Consider the following 25,704-nt stretch of genomic DNA (forward strand, 5'->3'; position numbering starts at 1 on the left):
TGTTTGTATTCTACTAGTATATGGTTTTATTGTACTTCTATATTGTTTGTATTATACTAGAAACGTGTTAGTATGGTGCTTGAATTAGTTTCGCTCTATTGAATTAGTAACGAACTCTCATAGCCGAATCTGGGTTGCGAAAGCACAGATCTTTACGAGGGCGATTGCTTTTTGGTGATAGTTAGCAATAAGTTCCGATGTGGAACTACCAAGTTATTCTCGTTCTTTACATAAGTCTTCGTAGTATATTAGTTTGCATTGTGTACACATAGTCGATACTGGTTGGCTTCTGCATGTGTGTTGCTGCGGACAACGTAGTCAAGTCTCAAGTGAATGAGTTTCATGGTCACGGCCTTCATGCAAATCTCCAGTTCACGTAGAGAATCAAAGTGTTTGTGAACATCAATAAGCATAAGGATGAGGTGTTTCCAATCTATCAAACGCTTACATAACGCTTGCCCCCTAGTGTTTTGAGATAAATTCGTTGAATTTGGGCTTTATCCAGCAATATAAAGACCTGACTATAGACCGGCTGTCCGGTATAAGATGTACTTTTGCTCATGTTTCTAGCGTTGTTTGTAATAAGCTAAGTAACAAAAGAGTCTGAATAAGCAAAGTGACAAAATAGGCTGAAATCTTGTAAGAGGGTTTCAGCCTTATTTTTATCATCAGAAAAACTTTTACTGGACAGCAATATAATTGATGTAGGAATTCTCAATCTATTCGCTACAATCAGAGTACTATACAAGGAATATCACAACAATGTTGGCGAGCATATCTGTTGAATCGTTCTTTCTATTGTGAGACTTCCTCTTTTTATTTAAGAATCAGTCAATTTTTAGAGGTCTATGGCTATTAGGTTTTGTTTGCGCCACCCAGAGAGGATCAACAAGAATCTCCTGTAATTGTTTGGTCTATAGCGTGCATTTTCGTAATTTTGTAGTCAGTATGGCGTAAAAGGTCAAAGCGTTATGAGAAAACGTAGGAAGTCACTTCTTTTGATAACGAATGCCATATATCAACACAACAAACACACTACTGACACAACACCAAAATGGCTAACGAATACCTCAAAGAATTCACTCAACAGAAGTACGAAGCAGGCTTCGTGACTGATGTAGAGACTGAAATCATCGAAGCAGGTCTCAATGAAGACATCATTCGCCAGATTAGCGCAAAGAAAGAAGAGCCCGAGTGGCTATTAGAGTTTCGTCTAACTGCATTCCGCTATTGGCAAACCCTTAAAACTCCCGAGTGGTCACACGTTAATCTTCCTGAGATTGACTATCAAGCCATCTCCTACTATGCCGACCCCACCAAGAAGAAGGAAGGGCCGAAGGAAATCGACCCAGAGTTGATGAAAACCTTCGACAAACTCGGCATACCTCTCGAAGAGCGCATGGCACTCGCTGGGGTCGCTGTAGATGCTGTCATGGACTCCGTGTCCGTTAAAACCACCTTCAAGGAGCGACTTCAGGAGAAAGGCATCATCTTCAGTTCCTTCTCAGAGGCAGTAAAGGAGAATCCAGAACTCGTGCGCAAGTATATGGGCACGGTAGTAAGCTATCGCGATAACTATTTTGCAGCACTCAACAGCGCAGTATTTTCTGACGGTTCCTTCGTTTATATCCCAAAAGGCGTGCGTTGCCCCATGGAGCTCTCCACCTACTTCCGCATCAATGCGCGTAATACTGGCCAGTTCGAGCGCACCCTCATCGTTTGCGACGATGCTGGCTACGTGTCCTACCTCGAAGGATGTACAGCCCCCATGCGCGATGAAAACCAACTACACGCTGCGATTGTCGAAATCATTGTCGGTGAAGATGCCGAAGTCAAATACTCCACCGTGCAAAACTGGTATCCTGGCGATGCAGAAGGCAAGGGCGGTGTGCTCAATCTCGTCACCAAGCGAGGCCACCTTCGCGGTAAGAATGCCCGTTTGTCTTGGACGCAAGTTGAGACAGGTTCGGCCATCACTTGGAAGTATCCCTCCTGCATTCTCGCAGGTGAAGGTTCGCAAGCTGAGTTCTATTCGGTGGCAGTGACCAACAATTTCCAAGAGGCAGACACAGGCACCAAGATGGTTCACCTCGCACCCAACACCCGTTCTACGATTATTTCCAAGGGTATCTCCGCAGGAAAGAGCCAAAACTCCTATCGTGGATTGGTGCGTATGGCCAAAAAAGCCCACGGAGCGCGCAACTATTCCTCTTGCGACTCCCTCCTCCTCAGCTCCACCTGTGGAGCACACACCTTCCCCTACATCGATGTAGACAATGACGATTCCATCGTAGAGCATGAAGCCACCACGTCTAAGATTTCGGAAGACCAACTTCTCTACTGCCAACAGCGTGGTATTCCCATGGAAGATGCCGTCAACCTCATTGTCGGTGGTTATGCCAAGGAAGTCATCAACAAGCTCCCTATGGAATTTGCGGTTGAAGCCCAAAAACTTCTTGCCGTTTCTCTTGAAGGCAGCGTAGGATAGTTCCGTATCCCCACCAACACAGAACTGATAGTTCGCCCCTTCTCTCAGCAAAAGGTGCGGCTATCAGTTTCTTCTTTTTGAGCTCAATGTTGCAGTGCTGCATCAGTTTGTGTCACATCATGCAGAGTTCAGCCTAAAATCTCCGAGAGTTGTGACCAAACTCTCCGACTTTTTTCCTGATATCTCCGACATTTTGCAGAAAAACTCCGAGATAATTTGGGAAAAGTCCAAGATATTTCTACGCGCTCTCTCATATCCCCCTATCTCTCTCCCTATTAATATGAAAAAAGTCCTATTCACCCTCCTTTTCCTTCTTGCTAGTATCGCCACCTTTGCCCAGCAGTCACCTGCAAAATCCCAACTCCCTGCCGTGATGCTGCGCAACCTCGAAGGAAAATCTGTCAAAACCGACACCCTCTCCAATGCAGGGAGACCTCTCATCATCAGTTTTTTCGCCACTTGGTGCAAGCCTTGCAATCGCGAACTCTCAGCCATCTCAGAAGTTTACGAAGATTGGCAGCGCGAGACGGGTGTGCGTGTCATCGCTGTCAGCATTGACGAAGGACAAAATACCGAAAAAGTGCGACCCTTTGTCGCTAGCAAAGGTTGGGACTTCGACATCTTGCTCGATCCTAACAGTAATTTCCGCCGTGCCATGGGAGTCAACCTCATTCCTCATGTCCTTGTCCTCGACGGACAAGGCAAAGTCGTACTCTCGCGTTCCGGTTATACCGAAGGAGGAGAAGAACATCTCATCGAGAAGGTGAGAGAACTCGTGAAGCAATAGACACCATCGAAGCATGAAGAAGCCTCTTTTTTTCCTTCTGTGTAGTTGTGCCTTTCCTTTTTGGGCAAAGGGTAATGTCGTTACGCCAATTTTTCAGACCCTATTGAAGGCCGATTCCACATTCACCCCTTCACAGCCAGTAGAGAAGAAGCCTATCATCTTTCATGGTAGTGTGCGTTCCGACCTACTCCTACCGCAAACAGATGCTGTGATAGGGACAGAAGACACCCGTCATGGTCTACAGTCCAATTCTGCTGCTCAGTTCTCCCTCGCCTACGATTGTTGGGAAGCAGGTTTGCGCTACGAGTATCAGCAACAGCCCCTTCCAGGATTTGAGAAAGATTTTGCAGGACATGGCCTGCCCTATGCTTATCTTCGCAGTCGTTTAGGACGATTTGACGTGACTCTCGGTAGTTATTATGAACAATTCGGATCAGGGCTCATCCTGCGCACCTACGAGGCTCCCACTCTTGGCATAGACAGCCATCTTCGTGGTTTGCGTGTGGGAGTAGATGCAGGAGCAGGAGTGCAAATTAAGGCCATAGCAGGCCGCCAACGCCACTATTGGAGCACCAACCCAGCCAATATCTTCGGGTTGGACGGTGAGTGGAGCCTCCCCCACCTGTCCTTCTCCCCCGCTTCTCGCCTCATGCTTGGCGCATCTTGGGTGGCCAAACACGAAGAACAAGACAATGTGAGCCGGATCATCAGTCAGAAAGGGCAGGCTGTCCCCATGCGCCAACAACTGATTCAGCCCACCTGGGTACATGCCTTCGATGTTCGTTTGGCATGGCACGAGCGACACTTCAATGCCCTCGTAGAGTATGCTCACAAAGGCCAAGACCCCTCTTTCGACAATGGCTACACCTATGGGTTGGGTAGCACATTGCTAGTTAGCACCAGTTATTCACGTCGAGGACTCAGCGCATTGCTTCAGGCCAAGAGAGCCGAAAACATGAGTTTCCGCTCGCAGCGCAGTGGCAGTCTTTCGCCCTCCATGCTCAATCATCTTCCACCTTTCCCCCCCCAACCCACCTATGCCCTCACCACCCTCTATCCCTATGCCACACAGAGTGTGCCTGGCGAATGGGCATTTCAAGGAGAGGTTTCTTACACCCTTCCCAAACGTAGCACTTTAGGGGGCAGATATGGTACAGCACTCAAGGGACATGCTTCGCAAATCTTCGCCCTCGGGCTCAATCCCGTCGCAGCAGCTCAGCCCCTTTCTGGCACAGCTCCTTCCGCTTCCTCCGCTTTGATGGGCACCGATGGTGTGCAAAGTCGTGGCTTCTTTGCCATGGGCAGCACCCTCTATCGCGAAATCGGAGTAGACATCGACCGCCGTCTTTCCCGTCCGCTTCACTTACATCTCGCTTATCTCCATCAGCGTTACGACAAAACAGCGATAGAAGGCAAGGGCGGTATCATCACCACCCACATTGGCATAGGAGAATTGCGGTGGAAAGCGTCACGCAATTTGGGCATTCGCACCGAGCTTCAATATCTCCATACGCAGCAAGATCAGGGCGATTGGGCAAGTGTGCTTGTAGAAGTCTCAGCTTTCCACAAATGGATGCTCACCCTCGCCGATCAATATAACGGGCACGTCTATTCAACCTCTCTCAATCGTGAGTCGGCAGTCCACTATCTCCAAGGTTTTCTCACCTACACCGAGGGATTGCACCGCTTGCAACTGGGCTATGGTCGCACGCGTGCAGGCTACAACTGCGCTGGCGGTGTGTGTCGCTACATTCCTGCTCAACGCGGCTGGACCCTTTCCTACTATCTCACCTTTTAGTCCTCTCGCTCATGCGCCATATCCTCCTCCTTTGTTCCCTCTTCTTCACGCTGATGGGCTGTAATAGCTTGGCTCCTGAAGAACGCTGGTCGCAGCCCACTCCGATAGTGCCCAAAAAGCACGTGTTGCTGCTCGAATATACGGGCCAACGCTGTGTCAATTGTCCTGCTGCGGCACAACTAATAGCCGATTTGCAGTCTCGGCCTTCGGGCGATCACATCATCTCTGTGGCCATTCATGGCGGCCAACTTGCTGAAAATAGCGAGCGCAACGCATTGGGATTGGCCAACGCTGATAGCGAATGGCTCACCCAACAGGCCACTGTGCAAGGATGGCCAAGTGCCAGCATTGATGGAGCTAGTTTGTCTTTGCCCACCTCGTGGAGCGGAAGTATAGCACAACAGTTGACGCAATCTTCCGAGGCTAAAATTAGCCTCGTTCCCCTCTATGATGCCCCATCTCGCCAACTCACCACCAAGGTAGCTGCGAGTGCCACCCCCTCAGATTGCTATTTGTCGGTTTTCCTTGTGGAAGATCAGATACACTCCTTGCAATATCTTTCCAATGGTCGTCGCACGCTCGACTATGTGCATCGCCATGTGTTGCGCCAAATCCTCACACCGCGGCAAGGGGTAGCGGTGTCGCATCAGGCAACTTCCCAGACTTCGTGGCAACACACTCTGACTTTGCCCACCGCCTATGGACTTTTGGCAACTTCCCCCAGTTTGCAAGCCAAATATCCCCAACTTTTGGTGCAGCCCGAGCGACTCCATCTCGTAGGCTTCGTGGTGCATCGTCCCACAGGTCGCGTGTTGGAAGTGCAAACCGTCAAGGTGCTGTCCAAACCCTCCATATAGTCTAACTGCACTCGAAGATATTTTATGTTTAACTTTGTAGTTCCGTGAACCAACGTCCGAAACTACTCAATAAGGGCCGTGCCCTCTCTCATCTAATGAACAAAATCCTTATTGCTCTTTTGAGCCTTTTTGCTTTCGTTTCTTGTAATGACAATGAAGAAAAGCCTGTTCCTCAGCCTGAACAACCCAAATCCCAACTAGCCCTTTCCTATCAAGGCAAGGTTTACTCCAGCGGAAGCACCATCGACATCGCAGCTAGCGAGCGTGTTTTCGACTATGCACCTGGTGAAATGGAGGTGAAAGCTGGTGATGATCACCCTGATTTCCTTTCTCCTTCTCCTGTCATTGTGCTCAATGCAACAGAGGACAAGAAAGCCGAAGCCACGAAACTCCCGCTGAACTACACAGCTACGGTGACTACCACCGATTTTGCGCGCTTTACTTGGTGTGGAGTGGCCACCGAATGTGCGCCAATGGCCAAGGCTACTGAGACTCGCCAAGGCACACTCACGGAGGCTCGTCCTAAAACTTCACTTTTGCTTGAGTGTAGCTTTGCTCCAAAGCAATACACCACGGTGACTGCTACTTTGCAACTCCAAGCAGCGGGCGAAAAAGTCCCTGCCACCTACACCCTTCGCTATATTTACGCTAAGAAATAAGGAGGTCTCGTCCTGTTTTTTATCTAAATGTAATGCATGCTTGTCTTACTCCCCTAGGGTAGTAAGGCAAGTTTTTTTGTTAGTCTTTTTCAATGGTAGATAAATCGTGAGATTTAGTGCCTATTACTATTTTAGCATTCGTAGAAAATAAAATACCCTCTAATTGTATTTCCTAGTATTATTCATTGTTTCTTTGTATTCTACTCTAGGTGATTGTGATATTTCATCTTTAGTTATCAGAGCATATTTATGGTATTATCTTGCGTTGATAATGGTAGATATGTTGTTTTAAAGAATCAGGATGGAAAGGGTGAGAAAGTTTTTATATCCTGAACTTTGCTTGTTTATAGAAAAAGTAAACGGTATTCCAAGTATCTCGGATATTTTTTTGGAGAATCGGAAGTTTTAATTATATTCGCAGCAAGCTATCACGATATATGTAATAAGGAGAATCCCAAAGAGATTTATGTAATTGCATATAACTGTATAAATACAAAAAAGATAAAAGGATCGATTAAACAAGGGCACATGGTGTTTGATCTTTCTCTAATGTGCTCTATAGGTAACATCAGCTTTGATCATGATGGTCGAATGCAGTGTTGTAAGCTAGAAATGAATGTTTTGTGGAGTGTTTAGTACTATAATAACTTCACGGGATTATTAGGAAAAACAAAATTCGCATCTCATGTCTTCCAAGTAGATTTGGACGGAGTTTTCTGTTTCCATTTCATAGCTTGTCTATAAAAACTATCGTAAGAAGGATATTTTTTAGGTTGTGTTAAGCACTATCGTATACAAAGTGTGACCAATTGTTGGGTCGCGCGATTTGAGATAAAGTGTTGGTTGTAAGAGTGCTTGGTGGTTACCATGACAAGTAATCTTAATGCATTGGCACAAACTGATGACTATGTTTAAACATTTGCTGTAACAGGCAATTTAACGACGAAAAAACTACTTAGCAAGAAAAGAGTAAAAACTTTATTTAGACATCTATTTTGGGTGTATCCTAGCTTATGCCTTGCAAATTGATGGACTGTATTAACGATAATTGTGCAGTTCTCTCGAGAGGATACCCAATAATGTGATCATATTTATCAAAATAGATAAATATAATCTTTTTTATAAGTAATACAATTCGCAAATAGAGAAGCTGGTGAAGATAGGCTCTATGATACTCCGTCAGTTGTTGAGTGAGTGGTAGAGGCGTGTGTCTTCCTGTATGAAATTAAGGATTAATGGCTAGACCTACCTGCTAATCAGAGGTGGTAGGTTCTAATAGCGTAGACTTAAGGAGTTCTTGTGTTTTCCTGTTACTATCATTGTTATGTAGAGACCCCCAAATTGCTATATGAAAAGATTCCTACTACAATTATTTTTGTTTGCCTATGCATTATGGGCAGGAGCATCGCTGTCTACTACTACGAGAGTGTCTCTTCTTCGAGGTGACACTATTGTAGCTCAGGCTTATAAATGGTATCCTAAGTACATCACTTTTCTCCCAGCAGATAAGTTAGACTCTGTGTTAGCCTATGCCTACACTGACATCGTTCCTGTGATATATGAGGTGAATAAAACAGTGCTAAGAGAGAATGACCAACTCATCGAAATAGTTAATCTCATCAATAAAATCAAGGATGATAGTCGAGTAAAGGTGTCATATATCTGGATCGGTGGTAGTGCCTCTCCAGAAGGGCCTATTAGTGGTAATGAGCACTTAGGGCAATTACGCACTCAAGTTTTTGCCGATTATATAAAAGCAAAAACGGGTCTAACAGATGCAGACATTCGCACAGAGAATCTATGGGAGGACTGGGTGATGCTCTCTCGTGTTTTGGAGGAGCAGGAATTTCCTAATAAAGAAAAGGTTTTGACTATTATCTCCAACGAGCCTGATTGGACGGAACGAAAGAATAAGATAAAAGCGATAGATGGAGGTAGAACATGGCAACTCTTATTACGTGAGGTCTTCCCAATGTTGCGCAATTCTCGCATGGTGATAGTCTGTTCTGCCGAGGATATAAAGGTGTCTCCGCCACTTCCTCCTCTTCCTGCCCCACCTGTAGCAGAAGAGCCGAAGGACACAGTACCTGTGGCCCGCATTCCTGAGGCACCCATTGAGCAACCGGTAGAAAATCGTTTTTGGTCTATCAAGACCAATGGATTGTTTTTAGGTGCCCTAATAGCCAATGCCGGATTTGAGGTAGAGCTTTGGCGACGTTGGAGTTTAGATGTTCCATTTTGGTATTCTCCCTACAACTATACTCCTGCTCGCAAATTACGTCTTTTGGCTACGCAGCCCGAATTACGTCACTGGTTGAGGAAGGCTGGACAGGGTCATTTCTTTGGACTTCATACGCATATCGTAGGGTTTAATGTAGCTATTAATGACCACGGACGTTATCAAGATCCTAATCATGCTTTATGGGGCATGGGACTTAGCTATGGCTATGCTACACATTTAGATAAGGCGAAACGCTGGAGCTTGGAATTTAACATAGGTGCAGGTTTTGCGGAGTATGACTACGATGTATATCGTAATTGGCATAATGGTCCTAAATTTCGTTCTGGCAATGATTTTTATTGGGGAATTACTAGAGCAGGTGTCTCTATAGCCTATAAATTCTATAAGCCTCGCAAAAAGTAAGAAAGAGCGTTATGTACAAAAAGCTATATAATATAATCTCTGTATTGGGACTGCTAGTGGGCTTGCTAAGCTCTTGCGATAGAACCATCCATGAGTATCCTGAGCCTATGGATGCTGAGGTTGTTATTGAGACGAGTGTGGACCGCAGTCCTCCTCTCTATTATAAGGAGGTTGTTTATAATCAAAAGTGGGAACGGACAGTGCATGACCTGGAAAGAGTAGCTACTCCTGCCTATCGTCCCGCTGAAGGCTATGCCATGCGCCTAATCCTCGATATCTATCGTTGCAAGCAGATAGGAGATACTCGTTCTATGCGTCAAGACGAAAGAGTGTCTCGACATGTTATGGAGCTCGACAAAGATGCACTCCCGCCACAGCATCGACTGCATACTCGTCTTCCCGATGGCAATTATTGTGTATTAGGATGGGCTGATTATGTTCATAAGGGAGAAACAAAGGATGTTTTCTATGCAACTCCTTCTCTTCTTAATACCTTGTTTAACTTCCAAAATTATCCAGCTGATACGCATCTAAAGAATTGTGCTGCTGGCAAACAAGGGTTCTCGCTAGATCATAATCTTGGTCCTGAGGGTTATCCCATACTTCCAGGAATTGGGATGCAGCATTCTCGTATTATTCCGCTGATGCTCAAGCGACCAGTGGCTAGATACACATTAGTAGCGTCCGACTATAGTAATTTTTTAAAAGAAGGAGGAAGGCTAAGAGGTGGCAAGATTAAAGTAACATATAGGCAATATGTAAGCATAGGTTATGATGTTTCTCAGCAGGAACCGAATGAGTTTATCAGTGGATATACTTTTGAAACGTCACTTCCTGATGATTTGCCACAAGATACCAAAGAGATTATCTTGATGAAAGACTACGTGTTTACGAGCTTTAATAAGGAAGATAACATTATAGTCGATCTCTGCTTCTATGATGCTAATGGAGTTGAAATTAGTCGTTGTTCGAATGTCGAGATTCCATTGCTACGTAACCATGAGACGGTGGTCAAAGCTCATTTCCTATCTAAGAAGGTAGATAATGGGGGCAAGGTGACTATTGATGAAAAATTTGATGGCGAACATATCGTAAAAATATAATTCTCTCCCTCAAAATGAAAAGAATTGCAACCCTATTTCTCACGCTTTTGGGCTTTGTTATGTTTCCCTCTTGTCAATCTAAGTCAGGAGTGGAGGAGGATTTGGAAAATCTAACCTCGTTGGTGGATGTGACTTTCTCTGCATCTATGCCTAAAGGGGAATTTCTAACCCGAGGAGCTCTACTTGGAGAAGAGAGTAATAGTGCTTTGGGAGGTTTATACAACCTTGATTTGGTTTATCAGTATGATCTTCGTTATCAGATAGCAATCTATAAGCTAGAAGATAATGGCACGTATAGAAGAGTCGTTTCTCCCACTCAAAAGATAGAAGATCTTAATAAACCAGTAGTGTTCTCTCTACGCCTTAACCCTAATCGTACCTATAAAGCGGTATTGTGGGCGGATTTTATTCCTCAAGGTACTCGTGAAGATTATCATTATAATACACAAGACTTTACTAATATCACTCTTTTGCCTTCTGATGCGACTGCAACCTTGAATGATGAGAGCCGTGATGCTTTTTGTGCAGTGCAGGAGTTTTCGGTGACAACGAATCAGGTGGCTCAAGCACTGGTGCTGAAACGTCCCTTTGCCAAACTCCGTCTTGTAGCAACAGATTGGGACCCTACGGCACCAAAGGTTGATCAACTCAGAGTGACCTACTACGGCTGTAAGCGATTCACAGGTATTAATCTGTTGACCAACGAGGTGAAAAGTGTGGAAATTCCAAAGGAAGAAAATGTTACTGTGTATAAAGGTGTAGTTCATAAAACACAAAAAGAATATGCTTTGGGCTATGATTTGAGTCCAAGCAACCGCACTTTGGTGGTGGATTATTTGATGGCTCCCTCGGAAGGGCAGACACCTATAAATATCATATTTGAAGCTTTAGAGGGTAATACCTCTCTGGTGCGCTATAATCTTAAAAGCAATATCCCAATTCAGCGTAACTGGCTTAGTACTATTACGGGTAATCTCCTGACTAATACAGGAGGGGCAGTAGTTCTTTCCCGTAAACTCTCTCCTCAGCTTTCATTTAGCCCCATCCATTAAGGCTATGTGGAGGTCTATACGAAACACATTCTTGAATACATTAATCAAACTTTATTGAAATGAAAATTAGAATTTTATATTTCCTTTTTTCTCTTTTCTTCCTCGCTGGTTGTCAGTTGAGTGATGCGCTTGTTGAGGATCAGCAAGTGCCTGATGGTAGCGCTGAGGCTAATGTAACCTTCAGCCTAACTATTCCCGAAGAGAATATGTTGCAAGCTACGCGATCTGCACTTTACGGTGCCCAAAGCAGTAGCGCGGCTGGTGGTCTTACGAACGTAAACCTTGCTGCTACTCACGACCTACGTTATCAATTGGCCATCTATCGAGTGGAGGGTGCTAGCACCACAATTGAAGCCGTTGCTCCTATCAAAAAGGTGGTAGATACCTACCAGCCTGTGTCCTTCTCTCTCCGTCTTACTCCTAATCGTACTTACAAAGCTGTAGTGTGGGCGGACTTTGTACCGCAAGGCACCGAGGCGGATTGGCATTACAATACTACCAACTTTACAAACATCGTCTACAAGGATGCTCATAAAACAGACATCTTAAATGATGAGAGCCGCGATGCTTATTTTATAACTAAGGAGTTTCGTCTAGACAATGCTGATATCAACGAGGATTTGGTATTGAAGCGCCCCTTTGCTAAAGTGCGAGTTGTTGCGACTGACTGGGGATTGTATGACCTCGAAAAGGCAGACAACTTCAAAGTGACCTATTATGGTTGCAAGCGTTTTACCGCAATGAACGCCGTCACAGGGGTAGCATCTAGTGAGGATCTTCCTTCTCCTGGTACAGTTTCATACACTGGTACTATCAATAAGGCTCAGAAGGAATATGCTCTTAACTATGATTTGAGTGCTAATAATAGAACCCTAACAGTGGATTATCTTATGACTGATCTTACCGAACAGACACCTATCCACATGGTTCTTGAAGCTTTGGATGGAACCACTTCTATAGCGAAGCATGATTTAAAGACCAGCATACCTATCCAACGCAACTGGCTTACTACAATTACTGGTAATGTGCTCACGACAGGAGCCACTTTCTCTGTGTCTATCGATGAAAACTTTGTCAATAATTGGAATGTAGCAGAAAGATGGTGGAATCCTGCTGTATTGACTCCAACTGCTCCTCCTTATGATGCAGCAACTGAAACCTATACTATTAGAAATCGTAACGAGTTTGCTTGGTTGCCTGATAACGTATCAGCCATCAATGGTAAGAAGGTTGTTCTTGCTAATGATATTGACATGAGTGGAGTGGAATGGAAGCCCATTCACGATGCAAACTTTGATTTTGATGGTCAGAACCATAAGCTTAGAAACTTCTCACTTAATGGTGAGCACAGTACTCTCTATGAGTATTCAGCTTTGGGAGGCTTTATTAAATTTAAAATCAAGGCCTATACTGGGGTCTTCGGTATCTATAATGGTGATATGAAGAATGTCACCTTTGAGAATATTACCATCAATGGCCGTGCTGATGATAAAGTCCATACAGACCAGCATGGAAATGCTATTAAACACGATAATGAATCTGCTTACTTTGCAGGATGTGTTGCTTATGCTGGAAGAAATTGGAGTACCAAACTAAATTTCCACAATGTGCATGCTAAGCATGTAGACATTAAAGCTTCTTCTAATAGTAGTGCTTACACTCAAAACATTGGTGGACTTTTAGGCTGGATGGGAACAGGAGGCTCCACAGTCTTCGAGAATTGTTCTGTTGAGGACATTTACTTGATCTGCAAAAGCGGTCTCTTTAATGGAGAAGTTGGAGGTTTCATAGGACAGGTTCTTGGTGGTCGCAGCATCGTCATCCGCAACTGTAGTTCTGATAAGGTGACTATCAGATCTCCAAGAGCTGGATTGGTAATGAGCGGATTTATTGGTAATGTGAAAGATGGTTCAAATCTTGTACTTGATAAGAATCCTATTCCCACAAATCTAGTGTACGTGAATCACAATACTGGTGCCCCATTGGAGCATAAGCCACAGAGTGATTATTATGGTACTGTATCTAAAAATGGTGCAAGTATCAGTATTACTAGTCCATAGTTTGTGATTAGCAGTAAGTGATATCATATCTAACATTTCGCATTATGAAAAAGATAGCAATGTGCCTGAGTAGTCTTTTACTGCTCTTTACGGCATGTCAAACCAATGATATTGAAGTAAGCAACCCAGCAGCGACTAGTTCGCAAGAAGGTAACGTTACTTTTACCTTATCTCTTCCTGCTGAAGGAGAGATAAGTAGCACCCGATCTGCTCTATACGGAGATAAAAGTAATAGTGCAGCTGGTGGCATCACCAATGTTGATATGACCAAGTACGATCTTCGTTATCAATTGGCCATTTATCGTGTAGATGGATCTCAGACTCTTGTAGCTGTAGCTCCGATTAAAAAGATTGTGGATAGTTATGAACCTGTAACCTATTCACTTCGCCTCACCCCGAATCGTACCTATAAAGCGGTGGTTTGGGCCGACTTCGTGCCTCAAGGCACAGAAGCTGATTTACACTACAACACGTCTGACTTAAGCAACATTGTCTATAAAGATGTTAGCAAGATCAACATCCTTAATGATGAAAGTCGTGATGCTTACTTTGTTTCTAAAGATCTCAATGTAGGAAGTCAGAGCATTCAGGAGTCGCTTGTACTAAAGCGTCCGTTTGCAAAGTTGCGTGCTGTAACCACTGACTGGGGCTTGTATAGTCTAGAGAAAGGTGACAATTTTAAGGTTACTTACTATGGATGTAAGCGTTTCAAGAGCCTCAATGCGCTAACAGGTGAAAGCCTGAGTGATGATCTTCCAGTAGGAGAAACTCATTTCTATACTGGCACCATCAATAAGGTGCAGAAGGAATATGCTTTAAACTACGATTTGAGTGCTAACAATCGTACTCTTTTCGTCGATTATCTAATGACGGATAAGAGCAGTCAGACTCCTATTCATCTTAAGATTGAAGCATTGGATGGAGCTACAAGCATAGCCAGTCATGATCTCAAAACTAATGTGCCCATTCAGCGCAACTGGCTTACTACTATTACAGGTAATATGTTGACTCATAATGCTAAATTCAATGTTTCTATTGAAGAAAGCTTTGCCAATGAATGGAATGTAGCAGGTGAATGGTGGCAGAAGTCAGGTGTCACTCCTATTAAGCCTTCTTATGATGCAGCTACTAAGACTTTCACTGTTTCTAATCCAGCCGAGTTTGCCTGGCTTCCTGGTCATGAGGCTGAACTTACTGGAAGCACTATAGTCCTCAGCCAAGATATAGATATGAGTGGCATAGACTGGATGCCTATAGTCAATCAAGGTGCTTATACTTTTGATGGAAACGGACATACCATTAAGAATGTCTCTATCAATGGTAAATATGTTGATGGTAGCTACAAGCCTAATGCTAAGATCTACACTGGTATTTGGGCGAAGTTTGCCGGGACAATGAAGAATGTGACCTTCGAGAATGTAACAATCAATGGCCGAGCCAATGATGCTGTGCATACTGAGAACAATGTAGCTGTTGACCATAGCGATGAGCATGCTTACTTCGCTGGTTGCATTGGTTATGCAGGAGCTAACTATAGTCTTCCTGCCAACTTCAATAATGTTCATGTAAAGCATATTGCAGTAAGAGTCTCTAAAGGTAAATTGGTACAAAACATTGGTGGTCTCATAGGCTGGTTAGGGGTTGGAACTTATACAATAGAAGGATGTTCTGTCACAGATGCCTATCTTGTTAGTGGTGACATCAAAGGTGATGTCGGTGGCCTGGTTGGTGAAGTCCTAGGTGGTCGTGGTATAACCATCAAGAATTGCAAGACTGACCACATCACTATTCGCATGGGCTCTACGAACTTCAAAGACCGCTCAGGTTTTATAGGCCGTATTACCAATGGAATTAACACCAAGCTCGAAGGATGTACAGCTCCTAAGATGATGAAATATATCAATGAAGCTGGAGAGCCTATTACCAACTATCAGCCTACCCACATACTTTATGGAGTCTGTCAGAACGGAGCTGACCAGCTTGTTGTAACTCCATAAGAAGAATGTTTGGTTAATGTAGATATCAGCTGTTGTCTTGATGAATACATCTAATAGTCTAAGCTCTCATAGAGTTGAGCTTTACCCCAAGAAGACTGCTAAAACAAGATAATTAGCCAGAGTGTCTATAGTAAAAGGAAAAGAGGAGTAGCTTTATGCTGCTCCTCTTTTATTGGTGTTATAGTGAACTCACAAAGTATCGTTAGCTTCTATTCCTCTTCTTCTAATCAAGAGAGAGGGGGAGATGCTTACTGTTTGAGCTTTTCTATGATTAGAGGTCTTATGATAGGATAATCCTCACGAGGTCACCAACTCCTGAATCTACGACATAGTCATCAATTGTAATGACTCTATGTCTTTAATATCATGGAGCTTGTACTGTTGTTTCCTCCAAAATACCTAGATATAGTGATTGTGGAAAACTGTAAGATGTCGTAATTTTGCACCACATAATGATGATGTTCTTTTGCGATGATATGAAATCGCGAATGAATCACCCGCATTTTTCGGTAAAAAATCGCAATAACGGTCTATACGCATTGACTGCGGATGAACCGCCACGAACGTATGACACTTTTTCCTCATAAGTTTTCCATTTGGCTATGGATGGGCAGTGCACTACCTTTGGCGAGTGCTGCCCACGCTACGCTTGTACCCACACAAAAACAAGTCAACGACACCACGCGCACCGCAACAACTGCTGCGCCAGACTCGACACTCACCAGTGAGCGAGAGCAGCAAGTGTCGGAAGTTGTGGTGAGTGCTGGTCAGATGCTCGGAAGTAAGTTTGAAGCTCGTAACCGTACTGGCTCGGCCTACTATATTTCTCCCCAAGAAATCCAACGTATGGGCTATACCGACATCAACCGCTTGCTCAAAAGTGTGCCAGGTGTCAACATCTATGAGGAAGACGGCTACGGATTGCGCCCAAACATCAGTTTGCGCGGTACGAAAGCAGAGCGTAGTGAGCGTATTTCTCTCATGGAAGACGGCATCCCCATTGCACCCGCTCCCTATGCTTCGCCCGCGGCTTACTATTTCCCCAATGTGGCGCGCATGTATGCCATCGAAGTCTTGAAGGGAAGTAGCCAAGTGCAGTATGGCCCATTCACCACAGGTGGTGCCATCAACCTCGTTTCTACGCCCATCCCCAAGCGATTCACGGCACGCCTCAATGCCTCTTTCGGCAGTTATGCCACCGGCAAGGCGTATGCCCTCGTCGGCAACGGAGGAAAATATGGAGGTTGGTTAGTAGAATATCTCCACTATCGCAGCAATGGTTTTCGCCACGCACAAGGCCACGAAGAAATGGGCTTCCGTCGTCACGACCTTAATGCGAAATTCCTCTTGCAAACTGCAAACGAAGAGGGGGTGAACCACAGATTGACCCTCAAATTTGGCTATGCACAGGAGCATTCCGATGAAACCTATCTCGGACTCACCGAAGCCGACTTTGCGCGCACGCCCTATCTACGCTATCCTGCGGCACAGCGTGACGATCTCACCACCCGACATCAGCAGTGGGCAGCCACTTATGTGCTCGATGGAGGCTATCGTTGGAAGGTGACGACCCAACTTTATTACAATCGCTTCTTCAGAAATTGGTACAAACTCAATGACGTCCGCACGGGAGTGTGGTCAGGGCAGAAGCACAGCATCGGAGATGTTCTAGCCGATCCCGATCTTTTGAGTGAAGCCTTTGACTTGGTGCGAGGCGCAAAGTCCTACGATGGTGAGGCCATGATGATGCGCGCCAACCATCGCTTGTATCATTCGCGTGGTGTTCAAGCCAAGGGCGAATGGAAAATGCCCTTGTGGGATGGCATCCTCTCAGGAGAAGTCGGCATCCGCTACCATGAAGATGACGAAGACCGCTTCCAACAAGATGACGGCTATCGTATGGTCAATCAGCGCATGTCGCTCTTTTTGCCTGGACTTCCTGGCAGTCAAGCCAATGCCATCACCTCTGCCCACGCTTGGTCGGGCTATTCCCTCTTGAAATGGGTGAAGGGTGTGCTCACCCTCACGGCAGGTGCGCGCTACGAAGCCGTTTCTTTGTTGAAGAAAAATTATACCAAGGTCGATCCTCGCCGTAGTGGAAAAGTGCGCCAAGAGACCCCCAATAGCGCGCATGCGTGGTTGCCAGGCATAGGTCTCAACGTCAAATTGCTCCCCACGCTTTCGCTCATCGGAGGTGCGCACAGAGGGTTTGCCCCTCCAGGAGCCGTGTGGCAACAAGATGCCGAGCACAGCACCAACCTCGAGAGCGGTCTGCGCTGGACCACGCAGCAATGCAAAGTAGAAGCCATCGGATTCTACAACCGCTACGACCACATGCTCGGTAGCGACCTTTTAGCAGGCGGTGGACAGGGCACATTGGAGCAGTTTAATGTGGGAAAAGCCACGGTAGGTGGTTTTGAATTTATGGCACAAGCCCAACCTCGATGGGGAAAAGCGCAATTCCCGCTCCAACTCTCCTACACCTTCACCCACACCCGCATGGACAATGAATTTTCCAGCGGAGCTTGGGGCTTTGTTCACGCAGGCGATGAGATTCCTTACATCTTCCGCCACGCTGCTAACGCTAATTTCGGCATCCAGCTCCCACGTTGGGAACTCAACTTTGGCATTCGCTACAACGGAGATATGCGCACTACGCCTGGACAAGGGAAAATCGCACAGCGCGAACGCATCCCTGCTCACTACATCGTAGATGCTTCTGCGAAATATCGCGTGAATCGCCATGTCATGCTCAGTCTCAATGGCATCAACCTCCTCAATGAGCACTATCTCGCTTCGCGCCATCCGTCAGGACTCCGAGCTGGACACCCCTTAGGCGTGTATTTTGGAGTAGATGTTAGGCTCTAACCCTCAGTGGGTCTTCGAGCAAACATCTTGTGAGACTTTGAGGTTGCCCGCCACAAATGGTAGTTGTCAAATCTCAGTTCCTCTCTTCTCTCCACTTCTCACTTCCATTCTCTCTCACACTTCCTAACGACTAATGTCAAACGTATTTTCTTCTCGTTTACTTTTCAGTGCCGTAGTGGCTGCCACCGCCTTGTCCGCACAAGCTCAAGCGGACAATACCCTCTCGGGAGTGGTGTGCGATGCCGACGGAGTGGCGTTACAAGGCGCACACGTCCAAGTGGTGGGCACAAAGTTGCGTACCCTCACCAATGCAGAAGGCCGTTATCATCTTCGCTTAGGCAAAGCTGGTGGGAAAATCACGCTCCTCGTGTCGCATCTGGGCATGCTCTCACAGCGCATCACGCTCAATGGCGAACAAACACGCGACATTGTCCTCAAAGCCGATAATAGAAGTTTGGACGAAGTCGTAGTGACGGGCTATCAGAAAGTGCGCAATCGCATCTACACTGGCGCAGCTTCTGCCGTGAAGATGCAAGACATCCGTCTAGAAGGCGTGGCGGATGTGAGCAAAATGCTCGAAGGTCGCGTGGCAGGTCTGAATCTTCAGACCATCAGCGGCACTTTTGGCGCAGCCCCTCGCATCAACATTCGCGGCGGTGCGTCCATCTTGGGCAATGTTCAGCCCTTGTGGGTCATTGATGGCGCAGTCTATGAAGATTTAGTGCATCTCTCGCTCGACCAGTTGGCTTCGGGTGATGCTGTCACCCTTATCGGTTCGGCAATAGCCGGACTTAATCCCGCCGACATCCAAGATATTCAGGTGCTCAAGGATGCTTCTGCCACCTCTGTCTATGGAGCGCGCGCTTTGAATGGAGTAATCGTCGTGACTACTAAGCATGGACAGCGCGAAACCCCACTTAAAGTGAATTATAGCACGGAGAATAGTGTGCGCTTGCGCCCGAACTACGGACAATACGACCTACTCAATTCTCAAGAGACCATGGCGCTCTATCAAGAGATGGAAGAAAAAGGCTATTTTGACGTCAATTCCTCTCGCTATGGTCGCAGAAGTGGCATCTTTGGTCAGTGGTATCAGGCTGCAAGCACCTACGATATTGCCAAAGGTGGCTTCTTGCAACCCAACACTCCCGAAGCTCGTGCTGCTTTTCTCCAACGTGGCGAAATGGCGAATACCGATTGGTTCCGCCAACTCTTCACTTTGTCACCCACCACACAGCACAGCATCTCGCTTTCTGGTGGCGGCAAGAACACAGCTACTTATGTTTCTGTGGGATTCTACCACGATGGTGGATGGACACTCCCAGAAAATGTGAATCGCCTCACAGCGCATCTCAAAAACACCTTCTACATCTCACCCAAACTCACCGCAACACTGACCGCACAAGGAAGTTTGCGTGGACAGTCTGCGCCCGGCACTTTGCCCCAGCGCAAGAACCATGCACAAGGTGTGTTTGAACGTGATTTTGACATCAATCCTTTCTCTTACGCCCTCGGCACGAGCCGCACCCTTTCGCCCTACAATCCCGATGGAACGCTGTCGTTCTATCGCAACAACTGGGCACCCTTCAACATTCTCCACGAGTATGCCCACAATAAGATGGAAATAGACGTGGTGGACTTCAAGTTGCAGGCCGAAGCAGACTACAAGTTGTGCGAAGACTTGGCAGTGAAAGCCCTCGTCTCTGCGCGGCAAGCCCACACTTCTACCTCGCACCGCGTGGCATCTCAAAGCAATCTCTTGGCAGCTATGCGAGCCAACGAAACGCCTGAGGTGGCGCGTGAGAATATCTATTTGGTGCGCGATAAAGATCGTCCCAATCAGCTGCCACAAGTCGGCGTGCCCCAAGGTGGATTGCTCAATCAAAATGAAGCCGCCCTCCACAGTTGGTTGGCGCGCATCGCCGTGGACTACGACAAATCCTTTGGTCAGCACGATGTGAAAGGCTTTGCCTTTGCCGAAGCTCGCCATGCTCTCCGCACATCCACGCCTTTCAGTGGCTACGGCATCCAATATGATCGCGGCAATCAAGTGTATCATACCCCCTTGATGTTCCAGAAACTGGCAGACGAAGGCGAGAGTTATTTTAGTCTTCGCGAACAAATCGACCGCGGAGTTACCTTCTCCCTCAATGGAACGTATGGTTTTGCCGGAAAATATGTGGTGAATGGAGTGCTCAACTATGAGAGTGCCAATACTTCGGGCCAACGCAACGGCACTCTCTGGCTGCCTACGTGGAACATTGGTGCGAAGTGGAACGTGGATCGTGAAGAATTTCTCCGCGCCTATCCCACCATCTCCAAACTCGCCTTGCGCTTGAGCTACGGACTCACCGCAAAGATGAACGAAGCAGCAGTCAATGCTTCGGCAGTCTATCGCAATGCCCTCACCCCACGTCATCGTTTGGCAGACAGAGAAAACCAACTCGACATCCAGCATTTGGAGAATCGCGACCTCACCTGGGAAAAAATGGTGGAGTGGAACGCAGGTCTTGAGCTTGGTCTTTGGGACAATCGCATCAGTGCCACGCTCGATTTCTATGCGCGCAATAGTTATGACCTCATCGACCTCGTAGCTACGTCGGGCGTAGGCGGACAATACTACAAGTATGCCAACTTTGGCGACATGCGCACCCAAGGTGTTGAACTAGGCTTACACACCATCAATGTGAAGACCTCCGATTTCAAGTGGAGTACCAGTCTCACTTTTAGTGCCATGCATCAAGAAGTCACTCGTCTGCTCAATGCACCCACCGCTTTCGACATGGTGGCAGGACGCGGACGTGGCAATATCGTCGGCTTCCCTCGCGGTTCGCTCTTCTCCTTCAACTATGATGGACTAGACATCAACGGGTTGCCTACGTTCAACTTCGGACGCTATCCCTCCAACTCGGGCGAGTATTCCCACATTGCAGGAGCAGATTTCTCCGACACGCAATATAATAAGACCTATCTGCGCTATCATGGTCCTATTGAACCACAAATCACAGGAGGACTCTCCAATACGTTCTCGTGGAAGCAGTGGGAACTCTCCGTATTCTTCACGATGCAAGCTGGCAACAAGATTCGTTTGAATCCCACCTTCGACCCTTCGTTTGCCGATCTCAATGTTTTCTCCACGCGCTATCGTGATCGTTGGTTGAATCCAGGGGATGAGCGTCGCACCAATGTGCCTGTTTTGCCCTCACAAGGCTTAATCGAGAAGGTGGGTCGCGAGAACATCGAGCGCGCTTACAACACTTACAACTATTCGCAGGAGATGGTGGCCGATGGTTCCTTCGTTCGTCTGAAAAACGTGGCTTTGGCCTATCGTCTTTCAGAAAGCGTGGCCAAGAAGTTTAGATTTACTTCGGCTACCATGCGCTTGAATGTCACCAATCCTTTGTTGATTTATGCCGACCCTCGTCTGCATGGTCAAGACCCTGAGTATTATCGCTCTGGTGGTGTGGCTTTGCCCACGCCGCGCCAAGTGACCCTCTCGCTCTCTCTAGGTTTCTAAAGCCAGATTATTGCGTGAGAAGCTAGTCCCCCTAGGCTCGATTTTCAGGGTTTTCCTAAGGTTCTGCGTAAAATCTCCGAGAGTCGCATAAGAATTCTCCGAGATTTCTCAGAAAATCTCCTACATTTCTTCAAAAAACTCCCACATTTTCTCAAAAATGTCCGACATTTTTTCCAAACTCTCCCACGTTTTCCGACGAAGCTCTCTTCTGCTCTGTGTCCTGTGGCTCATCGCAGGGGTGAGTTGTGGAGACTTTTTGAGCGAACAGCCCGATAGCGACCTCAATGTGCGCATCGACAATGAAGAAAAAGTCGCCGAATTGCTCACCGCTGCCTATCCTCAGGCGAGTTATTTTGCTTTTCTCGAAGCCCGTACGGACAATGTGGGGCTGCGCACCAATGGTGTGCACACGCGCCTCAATGAAGCCATGTATTTCTGGGAAGATGATCAGCAAGACGACCTGGACACCCCGCTCAACTACTGGAAATCGTGCTATAAAGGTATTGCACAGGCCAACAAAGCCCTGGAGTTGCTGGCAAACTATCCCAAGACTCCTCGCGTAAAAGCCTTGTATGGCGAAGCCTTCTTGTTGCGCGCCTATCTCCACTTCATGTTGGTCAACATTTGGGCTGAACCCTACCGCAAAAACTCCGATGCGCCCGGCATTCCCTATGTGGAAGCGTCCCGAGAAGCACGCCATTGTGGACTATCAACGCGGTACAGTGGCGGAGGTCTACCAAAAGATTGAGAAGGATCTCCAACGCGGCATCACACTGGTCGATGATCATTACTACAAGCATCCAAAGTTTCACTTCACCAAGCGCGCTGCCTACGCTTTTGCTTCGCGATTCTATCTCCATAAAGGCGACTGGGCACAAGTCATCGCCTATGCTGACTATGTCTTAGGTGGAGATGCCAAGAGCAATCTTCGCAGTTGGCAACGCTATGCAGAGACGTTGGAGTTCAATCATCCTCGACTCTATCGCCACTATGCGGCTACCGACGAGCCTGCTAACCTCTTGCTCACCACCACTGAATCGAGATATGCGCGTCAACAACCCACTGACCGCTACGGAGCCACCTACACCACGATGAACGAAGTCTTTGCGCGTGCCGGCATCGAAGGAGGGGGCGACTATGAACGCATGAACATGGTGAGCACTTATCTCTTCTCTTCATCGCCCTCTCCCGTGAAAGATGGCGTGTATCAAGCCAAATTCGACGAACTCTCCAGTGTAGAGAGCACGGGCAGCAAACCGCGCGGACTGTATGTCACCAATGTGTTGCTCACCACTGACGAGGTGTTGCTCAATCGCATGGAAGCCTTGGCGATGATGCAGCGTTATTCAGCTGCGATAGATGATATGATGGACTATTGGCAGGGAAAGTTTGGTTTCATGCCCTCCGTAGAGCGCGCAGTGTTCCCCAACACAAGCCGAAAACACTACAATGAGATTCGTCCTAGCTATGGACTCACCCTCAAACAACTCGCCATGGTGCGCACCATTCTCGGACTGCGTCGCCAAGAGTTCTTCCAAGAAGGTCTGCGATGGTTAGACATTCGTCGCTTCCATCTCTCCCTCAAGCGCAGCGACAAGAGCAGTTATTATCATCCTCTTGAGCAGGAAGACCCTCGCAAGATGCTGCAAATCCCTATTCAAGCGCAAGAGCGCGGACTCGCTCCCAATCCTCGCGAGCGCAATGAAGTATTCCAATGATGTCGAAGTCTATGTTTTTCTCCAATATCTCAGCCCTGCGCCACAAGTTCTGCGCTTTAGCTCTCCTCGTGTTGGGCATTTCCGCCTTCAGCAGTTGTGGGGAAGATGCTCTTTCTTCCACGAGTGTCATAGCGCAACGCCAGTCCTCTGTGCAAGAAACGGAGCTCGATCGCTGGATTCGCGACAGCATCACCTTGCCCTACGGCATAGAAGTGGTGTATCGCCAAGAAAATCATGGTGGTGCAGCAACCGACTATCTTTATCCTCCGCGCACGGAGCAGGTGAAACCTGTGTTGCGCGCTTTTCGCACCCTCTGTTTAGAGAGCTTCGCCTTTGCCGATCAAGATCGCTCCAATTTTCTTCTCGGTCGAGCTCCACTGCGCTTGGTGCTCTATGGAGGAGCCTATGCCGATGCGCACGGAATGGTGCGATTGTCCTTGCCCCAAGCTCCCACAACGATGATGCTCACGCATTGCAATGCCTTTTCACCAGACGACCCCAACAAGGTTTATTTGTTGGCACGCATGGGATTTCACCAACTCACTCGCCGTCTGTTGGCGCAATTGCCTTATGACCGCGTGGCCTTCTCTGCCATCTCTGGCGATCGCTACACGGGAAGCACGGCATCGCTGGTGGCTCCTTGGCAAGCTGGTCGTACCATCGACCAACAGTTTGGCATCGACAGTTGGGCGAACAAGCGTGGTTTTCTCACCATTCATGGCATGGTCTCTTCTGAAGAAGACATGGCAGAGATGATTAGTGCCACGATTTGTGCCACCCCTTTGCAGGTGCAACAGGCATTGACCGAAGCAGCCACGCCCGACACAGATGCCGATCCTGAAGTTCAGGCACGTTACACGGAAGAAGCCAAAGTGGCAGCTCAGCAATTGCGCCGCAAACAAGCCTTTGTGACAGACTATTTGCAGAAAGTGTGGCACGTAGATTTCCGTCGTTGGCAAATCACCACTGCACGCAAGCTCCGCAGCTATCGTGGATAGTGGATTTTTTCTCAGCAACTCCTATATTATATAATGCGTAAGTATCTCTTTCTACTATTGCTTTGCCTCGGCACACTTGCCGCTTGCAATAGTGATGATTCTGTTTTTAAGACCTCTCCCACAGCGCGTGCGCAAGAAGCGGTGGATGCGCTGAAACAACGGCTCGTAAGTGCGCCTTATGGGTGGAGAGTCCTCTATTTCTCACGCACCGACTCTTTGCTCTACACCCAGCCCGATCAAGATATTCCGCAGTCGCTCCTCCGAGGAAGCTACGGATATGGCGGACACTGTTTCACCATGCGCTTTACGGCAGACAATAAGGTCGAGATGCGTGCAGACTACTCCGACAACACCGCCAAAACTCCCGAGGTGAGTGAATTTTCTATCAACAGAAATAGCTTTACCCAGTTGAGTTTTGTGACTTATTCCTATTTGCACCGACTGGTCAATGAGCGTTTTGAAGGAAGTTCCGACTGGCTCTTCATGGGCACCGACCCTGATGGTGCCTTGATGTTTCGCACAGCACAGCATTTGCGCCCAGCGCGCGAATACATTCGCATGGTTCCCCTCCAATCTCCTGAGGGAATGGCAGAGGTTATCCAAAAGTCGGTGGAGAATCGTCAATGGTTTGAAGGGATGCTCAACCCTCAGCTTCGTATTCATCGCGGAGGGCGCACCTACTTCCAGAGTGATTATTTCGTGAAACGTCCAGTGGAGACCAATGCACCTCTGTTGAAGGAAATCAAAGATAAGCGATATTATCTCTTTGTCTTTGTCAAACAGCGCAATCCCATCCCCGACTATCCTCCAAAATCCATCACAGGTTTGGGCTCAGGCTACGTAGGTACGGAGCAAGGATTGACTTTCCGTGCAGGTTTGCGCTATGACAACAAAATACAGTTCTATGATTTTGTGCGCAATGGCAACAAGTTTGAAGCAGAACTCGTGGAAGTCTATGACACTTTGCTGCGCAGCACGCGCTATGTGAGCCGTCATTTGCACCCTGAAGGCAGAATCACCGGACTGAAAGCCGAGATTTGGGATGCGAAATAACGCGAGGTTGCGTTGCATATCCCCACGTCTTACCTCTAAAAATGGGGAGTTCTCCTTCTCTAAATTCTATAAATCGAGCCACGCTTGTCGTGGCGAGCAAAAAAG

Annotated in this window: 15 protein-coding genes and 1 pseudogene; 15 read left to right on the plus strand and 1 reads right to left on the minus strand. The window is 47.1% G+C overall.

Features of this window, described 5'->3' with window-relative positions:
* Window positions 1-248: 248 nt before the first annotated feature.
* Window positions 249-440, minus strand: coding sequence for a DUF4372 domain-containing protein (locus HMPREF9999_RS09830; protein WP_052316460.1), 192 nt, complete (start codon window positions 438-440; stop codon window positions 249-251).
* Window positions 441-1,054: 614 nt separating this feature from the next.
* On the opposite strand from HMPREF9999_RS09830, the gene sufB reads away from it, so the two are divergent.
* The 15 genes and pseudogenes from sufB (at window position 1,055) to HMPREF9999_RS01755 (ending at window position 25,599) form a co-directional block, all read left to right on the plus strand.
* On the plus strand, window positions 1,055-2,488 hold the full coding sequence (sufB, locus tag HMPREF9999_RS01685) for a Fe-S cluster assembly protein SufB (RefSeq protein WP_009436529.1): 1,434 nt from the start codon (window positions 1,055-1,057) through the stop codon (window positions 2,486-2,488).
* Between the two features lie 280 nt (window positions 2,489-2,768).
* The gene (locus HMPREF9999_RS01690; protein WP_083475808.1) at window positions 2,769-3,275 is read left to right on the plus strand and encodes a TlpA family protein disulfide reductase; all 507 of its coding nucleotides are present in this window, start codon (window positions 2,769-2,771) and stop codon (window positions 3,273-3,275) included.
* A 13-nt stretch (window positions 3,276-3,288) separates the two neighbouring features.
* Complete coding sequence (locus HMPREF9999_RS01695; protein WP_009436531.1) at window positions 3,289-5,073, plus strand: DUF6029 family protein; 1,785 nt, start codon at window positions 3,289-3,291, stop codon at window positions 5,071-5,073.
* An 11-nt stretch (window positions 5,074-5,084) separates the two neighbouring features.
* Window positions 5,085-5,930 (plus strand): Omp28-related outer membrane protein, encoded by an 846-nt coding sequence (locus tag HMPREF9999_RS01700; RefSeq protein WP_044062912.1) that lies wholly within the window; start codon window positions 5,085-5,087, stop codon window positions 5,928-5,930.
* A 95-nt stretch (window positions 5,931-6,025) separates the two neighbouring features.
* Complete coding sequence (locus HMPREF9999_RS01705; RefSeq protein WP_009436533.1) at window positions 6,026-6,589, plus strand: hypothetical protein; 564 nt, start codon at window positions 6,026-6,028, stop codon at window positions 6,587-6,589.
* Window positions 6,590-7,937: 1,348 nt separating this feature from the next.
* Entirely contained in the window at window positions 7,938-9,233 is a 1,296-nt protein-coding gene (locus HMPREF9999_RS01710; protein ID WP_009436535.1) for a DUF3575 domain-containing protein, read from the plus strand.
* Between the two features lie 11 nt (window positions 9,234-9,244).
* A complete protein-coding gene (locus tag HMPREF9999_RS01715; RefSeq protein WP_009436536.1) occupies window positions 9,245-10,336 on the plus strand; it encodes a DUF6562 domain-containing protein in 1,092 nt (363 codons plus the stop codon).
* 14 nt (window positions 10,337-10,350) lie between these two features.
* Complete coding sequence (locus HMPREF9999_RS01720) at window positions 10,351-11,388, plus strand: DUF6562 domain-containing protein (RefSeq protein ID WP_009436537.1); 1,038 nt, start codon at window positions 10,351-10,353, stop codon at window positions 11,386-11,388.
* Window positions 11,389-11,447: 59 nt separating this feature from the next.
* Window positions 11,448-13,448: a DUF6562 domain-containing protein gene (locus HMPREF9999_RS01725; protein WP_009436538.1), complete on the plus strand. Its 2,001-nt coding sequence runs from the start codon at window positions 11,448-11,450 to the stop codon at window positions 13,446-13,448.
* Between the two features lie 44 nt (window positions 13,449-13,492).
* Window positions 13,493-15,445 (plus strand): DUF6562 domain-containing protein, encoded by a 1,953-nt coding sequence (locus HMPREF9999_RS01730; RefSeq protein WP_009436539.1) that lies wholly within the window; start codon window positions 13,493-13,495, stop codon window positions 15,443-15,445.
* 549 nt (window positions 15,446-15,994) lie between these two features.
* On the plus strand, window positions 15,995-18,313 hold the full coding sequence (locus tag HMPREF9999_RS01735; protein ID WP_410488774.1) for a TonB-dependent receptor family protein: 2,319 nt from the start codon (window positions 15,995-15,997) through the stop codon (window positions 18,311-18,313).
* 133 nt (window positions 18,314-18,446) lie between these two features.
* Complete coding sequence (locus tag HMPREF9999_RS01740; RefSeq protein WP_009436543.1) at window positions 18,447-21,830, plus strand: SusC/RagA family TonB-linked outer membrane protein; 3,384 nt, start codon at window positions 18,447-18,449, stop codon at window positions 21,828-21,830.
* A gap of 157 nt (window positions 21,831-21,987) precedes the next feature.
* A pseudogene (locus tag HMPREF9999_RS01745) lies at window positions 21,988-23,548 on the plus strand (RagB/SusD family nutrient uptake outer membrane protein).
* Window positions 23,545-24,546 (plus strand): putative zinc-binding metallopeptidase, encoded by a 1,002-nt coding sequence (locus tag HMPREF9999_RS01750; RefSeq protein WP_009436546.1) that lies wholly within the window; start codon window positions 23,545-23,547, stop codon window positions 24,544-24,546. Before HMPREF9999_RS01745 ends, HMPREF9999_RS01750 begins: the two are co-directional and overlap by 4 nt.
* A 33-nt stretch (window positions 24,547-24,579) precedes the next feature.
* A complete protein-coding gene (locus tag HMPREF9999_RS01755) occupies window positions 24,580-25,599 on the plus strand; it encodes a DUF4302 domain-containing protein (protein ID WP_009436547.1) in 1,020 nt (339 codons plus the stop codon).
* The last annotated feature ends 105 nt before the right edge of the window (window positions 25,600-25,704 follow it).

The organism is Alloprevotella sp. oral taxon 473 str. F0040, assembly GCF_000318095.2.
Taxonomy (GTDB): Bacteria; Bacteroidota; Bacteroidia; order Bacteroidales; family Bacteroidaceae; genus Alloprevotella.